The organism is Flagellimonas amphidinii, from assembly GCF_013090115.1.
Lineage (GTDB): Bacteria > Bacteroidota > Bacteroidia > Flavobacteriales > Flavobacteriaceae > Flagellimonas > Flagellimonas amphidinii.
The window spans coordinates 159,256-173,812 of the sequence record NZ_JABFNN010000045.1; the positions used below are offsets into that span (position 1 = coordinate 159,256).

10 protein-coding genes are annotated in these 14,557 nt (G+C 46.9%); all 10 read left to right on the forward strand.

The features are described from left to right. Positions 1–9: 9 nt before the first annotated feature. The 10 genes from HJC33_RS17160 to HJC33_RS17205 all read left to right on the forward strand — a co-directional run bounded on the left by HJC33_RS17160 (position 10) and on the right by HJC33_RS17205 (position 14,408). A complete protein-coding gene (locus tag HJC33_RS17160) occupies positions 10–2,187 on the forward strand; it encodes a beta-N-acetylhexosaminidase (protein WP_171660070.1) in 2,178 nt (725 codons plus the stop codon). Positions 2,188–2,196: 9 nt separating this feature from the next. Continuing rightward, the gene (locus tag HJC33_RS17165) at positions 2,197–3,321 is read left to right on the forward strand and encodes an amidohydrolase family protein (protein ID WP_171660071.1); all 1,125 of its coding nucleotides are present in this window, start codon (positions 2,197–2,199) and stop codon (positions 3,319–3,321) included. Beyond that, positions 3,318–4,514: a hypothetical protein gene (locus HJC33_RS17170; protein WP_171660072.1), complete on the forward strand. Its 1,197-nt coding sequence runs from the start codon at positions 3,318–3,320 to the stop codon at positions 4,512–4,514. Before HJC33_RS17165 ends, HJC33_RS17170 begins: the two co-directional genes overlap by 4 nt. Positions 4,515–4,528: 14 nt before the next feature. Continuing rightward, entirely contained in the window at positions 4,529–6,631 is a 2,103-nt protein-coding gene (locus tag HJC33_RS17175) for an alpha-galactosidase (protein ID WP_171660073.1), read from the forward strand. A gap of 11 nt (positions 6,632–6,642) precedes the next feature. Then, positions 6,643–7,530 (forward strand): hypothetical protein, encoded by an 888-nt coding sequence (locus HJC33_RS17180; RefSeq protein ID WP_171660074.1) that lies wholly within the window; start codon positions 6,643–6,645, stop codon positions 7,528–7,530. A gap of 38 nt (positions 7,531–7,568) precedes the next feature. Then, positions 7,569–9,650, forward strand: coding sequence for an alpha/beta hydrolase family protein (locus HJC33_RS17185; RefSeq protein WP_171660075.1), 2,082 nt, complete (start codon positions 7,569–7,571; stop codon positions 9,648–9,650). Continuing rightward, positions 9,647–10,618, forward strand: coding sequence for a glycoside hydrolase family 130 protein (locus HJC33_RS17190; protein ID WP_171660076.1), 972 nt, complete (start codon positions 9,647–9,649; stop codon positions 10,616–10,618). Before HJC33_RS17185 ends, HJC33_RS17190 begins: the two co-directional genes overlap by 4 nt. Positions 10,619–10,646: 28 nt before the next feature. Then, positions 10,647–11,750 carry an SGNH/GDSL hydrolase family protein gene (locus HJC33_RS17195; protein ID WP_246245595.1) on the forward strand — a complete coding sequence of 368 codons (1,104 nt, stop codon included), beginning with the start codon at positions 10,647–10,649 and terminating at the stop codon, positions 11,748–11,750. A 97-nt stretch (positions 11,751–11,847) separates the two neighbouring features. Further along, positions 11,848–13,170, forward strand: coding sequence for a polysaccharide pyruvyl transferase family protein (locus HJC33_RS17200; RefSeq protein WP_216366731.1), 1,323 nt, complete (start codon positions 11,848–11,850; stop codon positions 13,168–13,170). A 17-nt stretch (positions 13,171–13,187) separates the two neighbouring features. Beyond that, positions 13,188–14,408, forward strand: coding sequence for a M14-type cytosolic carboxypeptidase (locus HJC33_RS17205; RefSeq protein ID WP_171660078.1), 1,221 nt, complete (start codon positions 13,188–13,190; stop codon positions 14,406–14,408). Positions 14,409–14,557: the final 149 nt, after the last annotated feature.

The window sequence follows — 14,557 nt, forward strand, 5'->3', positions numbered from 1 at the left end:
AATTGTAGTATGAAAGTATCGATATCAAAAAGGGTCATTGTTTTAATAGCCATTTTTGGCAGTCTCATTGGCAGGGCGCAAAAGCCCCTTTCCGAACTTGCCTCATTGGACCTACATGTTATTCCCTACCCACAAAAGGTACAGCTCCGTGAGGGGGATTTTATCTTAGGTAACACCTTAAGCATAGGTCTAGATGGAAAAACCTCTGCTGTAGACCAGCGAACGGCAGAGCATTTGGCGAACGGTTTCAAAAAGGAATGGGGAGTAAATGCATTGGTTAAGGACAAAGCGCAAAACTGTCCGCTGAAATTGGTTAAAGTCAAAAAGTTGGCCAGTGGCAAGGAGCAAGGCTATGAACTGGAGGTTACCGAAACTGGGGTGCGGATCCTGGCCCAGGATGATGATGGACTTTTCTATGGGGTACAAACCCTACTGCAATTGGTGAAAGCCTACAAAGATGGTTTTAAGATACCCGGTATGTATCTTGAGGATTGGCCTGATGTAGCGGTCCGTGCCATCCACTACGACACCAAGCACCATCAGGACCGGGCGAGCTATGTAAAAGCGTTGATCCGTGACCTGGCCAAGTTCAAGATCAATATGTTGGTCTGGGAATGGGAAGACAAACTGGCCTATGAATCTTACCCACAGATCGGGGCGCCCGGAGCCTTTACCAAGCAGGAAATGCAAGAATTTACCGCCTATGCCCGCGATTATCATATAGAATTGACCCCGCTTGTACAAGGTTTGGGGCATGTGAGCTTTATTTTAAAATGGCCGGAATTCAAGCATTTGCGGGAGGTTGCCGATTCCGATTGGGAGTTTAACCCCTTAAAGGACGAGACCTACGAACTCCTCTTCAAATTATGGGACGAGGCCATTGAGGCCACCCCCGGCTCCAAATACATCCATATTGGTTCCGATGAGACCTTTGAGCTGGGGCTTTGCGATGAATGTAGGGAAAAGGCCAAGGAAATTGGCAATAGCGGCCTGTACCATCTTTTTGCGAAAAGGGCCGCCAAGTACCTGAAAAAGAAGCGCAAGATCATGATTTGGGAACGCCCAATGGGTTGGACCAAGAGCCGCTCGCCCATTAAAAACATGAAACCCGATCCCGATCTGGTGCTAACCGAGGAATACCACTATGAAACGCCCGATTTCAAGTATGCCCAACAGGCACATGATCTGGGCTATGAACTATTCATGTACGATCCCAATCCGGGTTTGGAGCCCCTGTTCCTACCCTACTATTTTAAGATGAGCTCAAACCGTATTACGGACACGCCCCGTAAAATGGAAGGAAGCCTTAAAGCCTCTTATGATCTGTTGACGGCCTCCGCGAATACCGGTCTGTTCCATGGCATGATCAATACCTCATGGGACGATTCCGGACTGCACAACCAAATGTGGATGTTCGGCTTTGCAGCTTCGGCCCAATATTCGTGGAATGCCAATGCCCCTGGCCTCGAAGAGTTTGAAAATTCCTTCTTTATCAACTACTACGGCCCAGAGGTACGCGATATGAAAGAACTGTACCTACTGCTCAATGAGGGGGCCTATTTCTACGCGCATTCCCTGGAGCGTAACCTTTGGCACCATGGGGATATAGGCAAGACCCATTTGCCCGATCTGCCGCGCGGACAATATATTGAGTACGATCCGTATTGGAAGCACGAATATGCGCCCCAACTAAAAAAGGCAAAACAAGAATTAAAGCGGATCAACAGGGCCATGCAAATCATCGACATGAACAAAAGGCTGGCCGATCGCAATACCTATGATTTTGACGTTTACCGATCCATCGCCGAACTCATTGCCCATACCTGTCAATTGTACATAGACATGGAAAATCTGGAAAGTACCATTACCCGGGCACATAAAAACGCCTTTTCCGATCGCGAAGCCAGCTTAACGGCCTTGCACGATGCCGAAACCCTGGTTCAGGAAATGCTGGATCGAAGGAATCGTGTGTTTGGCCAACTGACCACCGTTTGGGAAAAGACACGATTGCCAAAAGGAATGTCCTCTGCCGATAAAAAATATTTCCATAAAATGGATCGCTCCAGGCATTTTGCCAATCGTAGGCCCGGACTCGATTTCTTGATTTATGATGAAGAATTATTAGATCTGGAGGGCTATCTGGAAAAACTTAAAACGTATACCAACAATTTTCAACTTAAGTTTTAAATACATCATATGAAATTTCGTATCGTTGCCAACCTTAATTACGGCCTACTTGTATTGGTAGCTTTGCTATTGCATGCATGTGGTGAAAAAACCGAACAGTTCTACACGCTTGAAGATTATGACAAAATACCCAAAATAGATACCCACATTCATGTTACGGCTTCTCGAAACCTGTTTGAGGAAATATCCAAAGAACATAACTTTCGTCTATTGAACATTGTGGTGGCCGGTTCCCGTACGCGTGAGGCGGTAAAGCAGGAATATGATATAAGGGCGGCCAAAAAAGAGCAGTACCCTGCCCTGTATGAGGTGGCTACAGCTTTTTCGGTTAAAGAATGGGACAGTCTGCACTGGGCGGCCAAGACCATTGATCGCTTACAAGAGGATATCGATAATGGGGCCGTGGCCGTTAAGGTGTGGAAGAACATCGGTATGCAATTGCGGGACTCCACCGGACGCTTGATCATGGTGGACGACCCCAAGCTCGACACCATCTTCAATTACCTGACCCAAAAGGGCATTCCGGTAATTGGGCATTTGGGCGAACCCAAGAACTGTTGGCTTCCGTTGGATAAAATGACCGTGGCCAATGATAGCGTTTATTACAGTGAGCATCCTAAATACCATATGTTCAATTTTCCAGAACTACCTCCTTATGAAGAACAGATTGCCGCCCGTGATCGCAGGTTGGAGCGCAATCCTGAGCTTGTTTTTATTGGGGCGCATATGGCCAGTTTAGAGTGGAGTGTTGACGAATTGGCCGAACGTTTTGATCGTTTTCCAAATCTTTCGGTTGATATAGCGGCACGTATTGGACAAATATTCTTTCAAACCATCGAAGACCGTGAAAAGGTGCGCGAATTCTTTATCAAATACCAAGATCGCATTATGTATGGTTCTGATTTGGGCGATAGTGGAAAAACCTCTGAAGCTGATTTACGAATGTTGATACAAGAGACTTGGTTGTTGGACTGGGAGTTTTTTGCCACGGACCATGAACTTCAAAATTTTAGGGTCAAAGAATCATTCAAAGGATTAAAGTTACCTCGCGAGGTGATGGATAAAATCTATTATAAAAATGCTCAAAACTGGTTTAAAGCCTTTGATGGGAAAGAAATGGCACTATCTAAATGATCCGTTTTTTCAATAATAGAATCCTCTTGGGAACCACTGTTTTTTTGATTGTAGATACGGTTACCGCCCAAACTTTTAAAGAACCTAGTGTAGAGGTGCCACGGATTGATTATGTGCAAATGGCTCAGAAACAAAGTCATCAGAAAAAGGACAATACTATCTGGTATGATGATTTTTCTACAGTTAAGCATTATCTTGAAGAGCGCGGAAAAATAGATTCCACGGTCAATTTTGGTCCTTTGGGCCTTGGTGGATCTGTAAATGCGGGTTTTAATAAGGGTGACGTATTTGGTAAAGGGGATCGTAAAGTGGCCTTTGGCGATTTTCCTACTTCGGGCTACATCAAGAATCCGGCTAAAAGCTATGATGAGGTGTATTGGCGCATGTACGTGAAGCATGAAAAGGGCTGGGAGGGTTCTCCAAAAAAGCTTTCGAGGGCTACAAGTATTATTTCCCAAAATTGGCAGCAAGCCATGATTGCCCATGTATGGAGTGGTAAGGGCCCCTTGCAGACCCTGGATCCGGCTAGTGGCATCTATGGTCAGACGGACTCTGTGGTCACCACCAAGTATAACGATTTTGACCATCTAATCTGGCTGGGCAACAAACCACAAGGTAGCTTTCCATTGACGTCTACCGAAGAATCGGGTTATTGGGTGTTGGTTGAGGCTCGGGCCAAACTAAACACCCCCGGAAAAAGCGATGGCATTTTCCAATTATGGATCGATGGCCGTTTGGATATAGACCGACAAGGCCTCAATTTTAGGGGCACTTATACCCAACATGGCATCAATGCGGTTTTTATCGAATCGTATTGGAATGAAGGTTCGGTAAAAGACCAAGGACGTTGGTACGACAATTTTGTAGTGGCGACAGAACCTATTGGCCCTATCGAAAGTACGACGAATCCTATGCTTTGTAAAACATCTTACACGGGCTCTGGTCAATTGGGTGCCTGGCAACTGCAACTAGCAGAAGATTACAATGGAAATGAATTGGTCTATGACTCAAAAGAGATTGTTGAAGAAGGTTGTACGGTAGTAAATAGTGCTAACGGCACTTTTATGGGCCGCCAAAAAAACAAGGGACAACTGCAATCAGGTCAAATTTATTATGGACGTGTACGGCAGAAGGGTCGTACTGGAGAATGGTCGACGTGGAGTAAATGGCACCAGGGTTTTAAGGTAGAGTAGTTATGAAAAAAAATATGGATACTATTTTAGTGAAATTGCTTTTGGCGTTACTTTTTTCAGGCGTAAGACATGGTTTTGCTCAGGATTATAGTGCAGCCACCCAAAGCATACAAATAGTTTTTGACGAACAGATGAAGGGTAAACTGCAATGGGTTGGGAAAGAAAAAGATACTTCCCATGCTGTTGATATTGCTGTAAACGAAAGTATTTGGGTCAATGGACTGTTGGCTAAGAATTTTAAAAGCTGTCAATTTAAAAATGGTACAGAGCGGCATCCAGAATTTGGGGCAGCTACTAAGGTGGAAATCTCAGGTGATTTTAAATACAAAGAGATACATCTATTACGTGAAACTACAGTCTGGCTACCAAAAAAATACCCGAATACGGCCATCTTTCAAACCAAATACATTAATAAGGGTAAAAAGGTTATCAAAATTGACAGTGTGCATGTGCGTGAATTGCAGCTGTCCCAAACTGGACTTTTTAATGATTCCCATGTAGCGGAACCCTTGGTGTCATTTCAAGGAGGTGTGCCCGCTTGGGGCGAAGATTACGCCGTAATACCTGTAAAGGAAGGGTTTTACAATGCCAATTTTCAGGGCATGCACCAAACCGAGCATGATGAATATATAGGAGGTGGCATTCCTTTGATAGATGTTTGGGGAAATCGTGCAGGGGTAGCATTATGCCATTTAAGCAAACAGCCCGAGTGGTTGGCGTTACCAGTTTCTATGAATAGCCCAGATGTAGTGAATTTGGGAATTGTCAAGGCGCTAGAGGAAACCTTGGGAATGAAGGGCGATTTGTTGTCCAATCAAAGTTACACCACGGTGATGAATGCGGTGGTTTTTCATAATTTAGATTACTACAATGCACTACATACTTATGCCGAACTTTTACGGGATCGGGGTATTGCCATTCCTAAAAAATCACCCCAAGGGGCTCATGACCCCTATTGGAAGAGTTGGGGGTTTGAACTTGACTTCAACTTGGCGCAAATCTATGAAACTCTTCCTGAACTGGCTGAAATGGGCGTACATGTGGCCAACCTTGATGATGGTTGGTTCGATTATTATGGAGATTGGAATGTAAATCGGGCTCCTGGCAAGTTTCCCAATGGAGTCTCTGATATGTCCGTTTTTGTCAATAGACTACACAAAGAAGGGTTTAAGACCAATCTATGGTGGTATCCCTTGGGCGTAAGTCCCGAAAGTCAATTGGCAAGAGAACATGCCGAACTGCTTATCGTGGATGCGGACGGAAGCTATTTTAAGGACAAACGGCAACTGTACCAACTTTGCCCGGCCTATCCACCCGCGCTGAACCATATAGAAAAACTGGTGGATCGTTTTATTGGCGATTGGGAGTATGATGGACTCTATACAGATACGCGAGGGCTGTCTGCGGTACCCCCCTGTTTTAACAAGGCCCATAAACACCAAAGACCCCTGGAATCCTTTGAGCAACTGCCCAAGATGTACGAACGGGTCAATAGCATACTAAAAAAATTGAAAAAGACCGGCCTGCATGAGGTTTGCATCTGTGCGGCCCCGCATTCCCCCTACAATATGCCGTATTACGACATTGCAAATGCTTCTGATCCGGTTAACACCTTGCAGACACGACGCAGGATTAAGGTGGAAAAAGCATTGCATGGACCCAGTTTTGCCGTCGGGGACTGCTATCAGGTACCAGATGATGAATGGAGCGGGTTTTCGGTTCCCCAATCCTTTGAAAGTGCCGTGGGCATAGGTGGCCAGGCTACAACCTTTTATACCGATTTGGATGAGGAGCAGAAAGCAACCTGGAAGCGTTGGTTTGGGGTATATAACAATTTAGAATTGGGCAGCGCCCAATATACCAATTTATATGACGTGGCTTTTGATAAGCCCGAGGGCCACGTGGTTAAAAAGGGCAATGCCCTGTACTATGGCTTTTTCGCCCCACTCTGGTCCAAGGAAGATGCCCTGCAGCTGCGGGGGCTTGTTCCGGGTATAACCTATAAAGTGTTCGATTATGCCAATAACCGGGATTTGGGAACGGTGGACGCGGATCGGCCCTTTCTTTATGTAGGCTTTAAAGAACAATTATTACTAAGGGCTAGCCCCAAGCCTTAAAAAGGAAAAATATGAGACAACTTGCGCTAATTTGCTGTATCGGTTCCCTTCTTTATGGTTGCACCCCAAAGACCGGAAGCAGTGTCCTCAGCAAGACCAAACCCATCTTTGAAGAGGACTTTGAAGCCGCCCACCTTAAGGAAATGGGCAAGCATTGGGAGGAGCTAAAAAACCTTGGGGGCATGTCGTTTTCCACAGATGTACCTCCGGAAAGTAAGGGCAAACAATCGCTGAAAATAACGTATATTCCCGGTAAGGATAATGGCGGACATTTGTTCAAAAGTTTCCCAGAGGGGTACGAGCGGTTGTACGCCCGGTTCTATGTAAAATTCCTAACCCGAAATACCCGGGTGCACCATTTGGTAAAATTGGGCGGCTATAATCCCGCCGTGCCCTATCCCTTGGGAAAGGCCGGGCTAAAACCGGATGGAACCGATTTTTTTATCTCGGGCATCGAAATGCCGTCCCATACAAAATGGGATTGGGGCTTTTACACCTATTGGCCCCACATGGTGGGTAAGCCCAAGAATTATTGGGGCAATGTGTTTTTTCCGGAAACGCCCAAAATTGCAGAGCCCAACAAATGGATCTGTGTGGAGTTCATGATCAAACTCAACGATCCCGTTGATGGCCATAATGGGGAACAGGCCTTTTGGATCAACGGGGAAAAAATATTGCATTTGGGGGAAGGTTTTCCCGAAGTAGATCAAAAAGGTGGTTGGAAACGGGAGCAGACCGGTGCCCCTCCTTTTGAAGGATTCCAATGGCGTACCGACAGCCGGTTAAAGCTCACTTTTTTCTGGCTAAACTATTATATGACAACGGGAAAACCAGGGGAAATAGAGGAAATTCTATTTGACGAGGTTGTGGTTTCGGACCGGTACATTGGTCCACTATAAAGCAACGAACGGTAGTAATGACAGCTTGTAAGAGAAACATGGCGCAAAACAATAACCGCATCCGCCGGCTAGGCTGGACGGTCCTGCTCCTACCACAGCTGATTCTGGCCCAGGTAAGTGAGTTCAGGATTACCCGGGAAAGGGACCAGGAAAACAATATGTCCTGTTATTTAGGGCATCAGGCGGAACGGATCAGTGGGGAATCCCTTTCGGCGATTAATACCATCGCGGATTGGAAGGCCGTACGGCAACAACGGAAAGATCAACTGTTGGAGATGTTGGGTCTTGAAGACAAGTACTACGGCAAACGTAGCCCCTTAAACGTAAAGCTAACCGGTGTTATCCAGCAAAAAGGTTTTCGTATTGAAAAATTGTATTACGAGTCCCTTCCCGGTCTTTATGTGCCCGCCAATTTATATATCCCCGAAAACAAGGGTGAAAAAATGCCCGCTATACTCTTCGTATGCGGTCATGCCCATACACAAAAGCATCATTATCAAGCCCATGCAAGAAACTTTGCCCAAAATGGTTTTGTGGTATTGGTTATTGAAACCATACAGCGGGGCGAGGTACGAGGTTCACATCTAGGCTCCTACGAAGAAGGGCGCTTCAACTGGTTCAGCAGAGGGTATAATCCGGCCGGTGTGGAGGTATGGAACGGAATTCGGGGCCTTGACCTGTTAAGTGCCCGTAAGGAAGTAGACCCAGAGCGGTTGGGGGTTACCGGGAAATCGGGCGGGGGCTCCCAGAGCTGGTACCTGCCCGCCATAGACGAGCGCTTAAAGGCCGCCGCCGCAGTGGCCGGGGCCGGATCCTTGGAAGGGCAAATAAAGCAACGCACCATTAACGACCATTGCGATTGTATGATGCCCATAAACACTTACCTCATCGACTTCAGCGATATTGGTGCCTTGATCGCGCCCCGGGCCTTTATGATTGCCCAGACCGACCGCGACGAATACTATTCCATAGAGTCGGTACGCGACCTATTCCACAAAATACGGCCCATTTACAGCTTTTACGGGCAAGCCAACAAGCTATTGATGAAAGAAGCGGCTGGCTCCCACAGTTATGGAGATGACGAATCGCTCAGGGCCGAGGTCCTTTCCTTTTTTCTTCGGGAATTACAGGACAAAGAATTCCCCGCAACGGCCGTAGGGCCTATTGCCACCGAACGGGTACTCAGTAACGAAGCGCTTGGGGTTTATGGCGAGCATCCACCCAAAGGGGACCGTACCACCCAAATCCAAGAATCGTTTGTTGCCAAGGCTCGGCCGCCCAAGATCAAGACCAAGGCAGAACTTTCCGTTTACCGGAACAAGGTGGTCTCCTTCCTTCAAGAAAAAACCTTTAACGCCTTTCCAAAAGAGGAACTGCCACTGGAGATACACCAGACCTTTCGTGGCATAAAAAGCAACGGCATGCATCGTGAGCGCTACAGCTATACCGCTGAAAAAGGTTGGCGCTTGAGCCTTAGTGTACGACATGATTCCAAAACAACGGACAAGGAACAAAACCAGGTACTGGTGGTGCTGCGGAGTGCCGAAGAGGCCCGATACGGCTCTGAAGCCTTGGTACGGGGGGCAACAAAACACATGGATGTTGTTTTTCTCGAAACGCGGGGTACGGGGGAAACCGCCTGGTCGCCGTCGCAACAATGGTACATTCGCCGTGCCGCCGCATGGACCGGAAGAACCCTGGCCTCAATGCGGGTATACGATGTATTGCGCGGACTCAAAGCCATTCGGCAATTGCCCCAATACGGAAAGGGCCTGACCCTTCATTTGGCCGCTCAGGGTGAAATGGCCGTTGTAGCGGCCTACGCCTCGCTCCTGGACGGCAATGTTGAAACCCTTTTGCTGAACAACTTGCCGGAGACTCAAGACATGGAAGGTGATCCCGAAGGAAAGAAATTGGCCCTTGAACTACTCAACTGTTTGAAAATAACGGATATAGCCCAGGTAGTAGGGCTCCATTACCCCAAACAAACTGTACTGACCGGTCCCTTGCCCAAAACCTATAACTGGGCAGAACAACTGTACACCGATTTAGGGGAAAAACAATCTTTTATAAAGACAGATCAATTACATACATGGTTAACGCAAAAGAAAGCACAATGAACCTATTAAAAACCATATTCTCAATTACTATAATAGCCCTGTTGACCTTGGGCATAGCCTGTAAACCCAAGCAGAAGAAAAGCACTGCGGAAACGCCAGGAATGGATACCCCAATGACATTCCCGGTCGAACTGGTCTCGTTTTCTCCGGAGCCGGAAAAACCTTTATTCACGGGAACGGGTACCAATACCTGGGATGCCCAGATCAGGGAGCGCGGTTTTATTTTGTTCGATGAGGGGGTGTACAAATTGTGGTACACCGGCTATAACGATAGTATTTCCGAAAAGCGCTTTTTGGGCCTTGCCCTTTCCGATGATGGCGTCCATTGGAAGCGCCATGCCCAAAAGCCCTTGTTGCCTAGTGTTTGGGTAGAGGATATGTTTGTCCATAAGGAGAATGACCGGTACTATATGTTCGCCGAGGGCAGGAATGATGTGGCCCATTTATTGGTCTCTCAAAACGGAATAGATTGGGAGCCACAGGGCAACCTCAACATAAACAAGGCCAACGGAATCCCCCTAGATCCCGGACCATACGGCACCCCCACGGTTTGGGTGGAAAATGGAGAAAAATACCTGTTTTACGAGCGCAATGATTTGGGAATCTGGTTGGCTAAATCCGATGATTTTATAAACTGGACGAATGTGCAGGACGAGCCCGTTCTGGATCTGGGCCCAGGCACCTACGATGAAGCCGCCGTGGCCGCCAACCAAGTGATCAAGTACAAAGGAAAATATTATATGTACTACCACGGTTCCGACAACCCTGATTGGAACAACAAAAATGTTGTGGCCCTATGGTCCTCCAACGTGGCCGTTTCCAAAGACCTGCTCCATTGGACCAAATATGAAGGAAATCCGATCGTTCAGGGCGATTTCTCCAGCAATATTGTGGTATTCGATGGTAAGTCGCACGTATTGTATACCACACATGATAAGGTTAAGCGATACGCCCACGCCGCTAAATAATGTAAGATTGTAAATGCCATCATTTCGTATGAGATATTTATTCATTTTTCTGGTTACCATGGGACTGTTGCCTTTGACCGCCCAAGATTTGCCTGTTTATGACCAGTACATTCCTTTGGAACATCTGAACCGTTTGGAGGGACAAGGATGGAAGAACATAGGTTACACTCGTTTTCCCAAAAAGGCCGAAAAACTAGTCCGGCCCGACGTATGGTCACTTGCCAACAACAGTGCCGGTCTGGCCGTGCGCTTTAAGACCAATGCGGATCATATTGTGGTCAAGTACCGGGTAAAGCAGCGCTTTAGTATGCCCCATATGCCAACTACGGGGGTGAGCGGTGTTGATTTGTACCTAAAGCATGACCGCCAATGGCAATGGTGTAAAGGAGCCTATCAATTTGGGGATACAGTGCAATACCGCTTCCCGATAAAACAGCTTCAAAAAAAGCAAAACGAATATGTATTGTACCTGCCTTTGTATAATATTATAGCGGACCTTACCCTCGGTGTACCCAAAGGCAGTGCGATGGAGTTGGTATCCCCCATCGGTAAAAAACCCATCGTGGTGTATGGCACTTCCATAGCCCAAGGGGCCTGTGCCACCCGACCTGGAATGGCCTGGACCAATATTTTGGCCCGACAAATGGATTATCCGGTAATTAATCTGGGATTTTCCGGGAACGGACGTTTGGAGGAAGAAGTGGTAGGCCTGATTAACGAAATTGAGGCTTCGGTTTTCGTGCTCGATTGTATGCCTAATTTGTCTAGATTGCTTAAAAAAGGGGATGAATACGCCAAAAGGGAAGTTATAAAAAGGGTGAGAAGAAGCGTTATTCAACTTCGGGAGACACATAGAGAAACCCCGATACTCTTGGTACAACACGCTGGCTATTCTGATGCCTGGCTCAACCCAGAACGAAAACATATTTATGAGTCTTTGAACTTTTGGATGACTCAAACCTTTGAAGAATTACAAAAACAAGGATATAATAAGCTATTTATGCTCTCCAAAGACACGATTGACTTGAACCAAGATAGTTTTGTTGATGGTACACATCCAAATGATTTAGGAATGATACATTATGCTAAAAGTTATCAAGATAAATTGGAAACGATTTTGAGTTCTATGTGAGTCTTAAATCAGAAATGGAAAACTGTTTAAACCATAAGAGGTCATTATTCAGTTCATTGCCCCTTCCAACAGATTGATTAGTCAAAATCAGATAACAATGAAAAAAAATGACAAACAAAATTATAGTAGAAGAGATTGGTTGCAACTAATGGCATTGGTCAATATGGGGGTATTGCTCCCTACACCATTACTTTCCTACAGTGATGAGAATCCAAGGAAAAAGAAAAAAGGGAGGATAATAAGTACCATTTTAATAGTATCGGGCTGGCAAGACGTGAATATTGGCGACATTGCCCACACGCCCGGACTATTGCACATTTTGGAAAGCTTTTTGCCCGATACCCGGATCATCCTATGGAAAAAAAGTAGGGCCACCGATGCGGTAAAGCGACTGCTAAAATCGAATTTCCCCAAGGTCAAGGTCATTTATGGCGATGTGGACCGTGACTACAACGTAACCAGCGAAGCGGTTATCTCTGCCTTTGAAACGGCCGATGTCATGATCCACGGTTCAGGCCCTTATGTAGTGGGCCGCACCAATCTTGAAGCCTGGAGAAAGCACACCAAGAAGCCTTATGGGATTTTCGGGACCACCATTGCGCATATCGATGGCAAGTTAAAAGACCTGCTCAATGGGGCCGCATTCGTATATACCCGGGAGACCAAATCGGTAAAAGTGCTGAACGACCATGGCATCACCGCCAAAGAGATCGGCTTTGCCCCCGATGCCACCTTTTATCTGAACACCCATGACGATGAAAGGGCCCATCGGTTTATGGCCGAAAACGGCTTGGAGGAGAAAAAGTTCATCTGTGCCATTCCCCGGCTTCGAAAAACACCCTATTACAAGTTCAAGCCCAATAACGATGGTTGGAGCGCTACCGATATCCAAAAGGCCGAGGCCCTGAACAACGCCAAGAAAGAAGTGGACCATGCCAAATTGCGCGAGGCCATGATCGCTTGGGTCCGTGAAACGGGCAACAAGGTACTGGTCTGTCCGGAGATGACCTATCAGGTGGATATTATGGACGAACTCTTGATCCACCCCTTGCCCGAAGATGTAAGGCTCCATGTAGTGAAACGCGGCTATTGGTTGCCCGACGAGGCCGCCTCGGTGTACAGAAAGGCCCATACCGTGCTCAGTTTTGAATGCCACTCCCCGATCATAGCCGCCAGAAACGGAACCCCCATGTTTTACCTGCGTCAGCCCGAGGATACCATAAAAGGCCATATGTACTATGACCTTGGTTTTGACGATTGGGTTTTCGAGATCGAGGAAACCACCGGACAGCAGATTGCCGATAGGCTCCGGGAGGTTTGGAAAAACTATCCGCAAGCCCTTGGCAAGCTCAATGACTCGATGCAAAAGGTGGGCAAAATCTATGCACGGAACACCAACGTAATCGCCCAGCTACTCTAATTCCAAAACCACTTTACATGAAGATTCAAAAAGCATTAAGGTCATTGGTATGGTTACTGTGGTTACTGTATTGCCCGATCGTCACGGCCCAGATAAAGGTAGATTCGGTTTTTCCGGGATCCAATGTAAAAGTCGTCCGGATTGATAACCGGAACAATGCGTTGCGCATACGTTCGGTCAAGAAAAATGGCGATGTGTATCAGTTGTGGTTTTATTTTGGCGTTTCGGGCTTCGACTCCCAAAAGCCCTTGACCCTTTTTGTAGAGGGAACTTCGGAGAAGATGCTCCCGGCACTTCCCGCATTCAGCTACGACAAAAAAAACTGGGACCGCACCCCGGGGTTTTTCAAGGGCGATGGTATGGAATACATCATCCGGCCCAAGGGAGACACACTTTATTTCGCCACCGGATACCCGTACCTATACGCACAGCTAAGGCAATTGGAACAGGATATGGCCCCAAACGCCCATGTACAAGTAAGCGACCTTACAAGAAGCGAGGAGGGCAGGGTGATAAAACTCTTTCGGATTACTGATGGCGATATCCCGGATCCCGGAAAGGCCCTGGTTTGGATCTTGGCCCGTAACCACGCCTTTGAGTCGCATTCGAACCACGTCATCGAAGGCCTTGTCCGCTATTTGGCCTCGGACGATCAAAAGGCCGCTTTTCTCAGGAAAAACGCCATTGTTTTTGTGGTGCCCATGATGGACGTTGATATGGTGGAACGGGGCGGCAGCGGAAAGGATCAGGAACGGGGCGACTTTAACCGCAATTGGGAAAACCCCGAATATTGGAACGCCATAAAGGCCGTAAAAAGGAAAATTGCCGAAACGGCGGCGACAAACGACCTGCGTATTTTTATCGATAGCCACGATCCTTTTCCGGGAAGTAAGGAAACCAACTATGGGGCGTTCTTTTACAGTTTGCACAACGAAGGGGGCCACCCCAAATCGGAAAAATTAGACTTCTTTCGAAACCTATTACGGCAAAACGGTGGTTATCGGTTCCTGCGAAGACCTTCCTATAAAACCAAGGGCATGAACGCGGCATCCTATATCGATTCGGTATACCCGCATCTGGATATTGCCACATCCATGGAGACCGGCTGGGTGAACAGGACCGATGGCGAGGAATATACCATTCCCCGTTATCATTTGCACGGCGAGATCATTGGTAAAGGCATCAGCGATTTTATACGGCGCTCCCCGGCTTCCGGACAAGAGTCGAACCCGAAATAGCCACAAAACCTAGGGCTCTGGGAAAAGGTATTAGTCCGTTATTCCTGAGTAGAATGTATTGTACCCCTGACCCTTTCATTTTTTCCAAACTTTAGGTTATTTAATTTCAAATAACTTTTTGTTTAAAAACTCACGCTCCGGTTCTTTAA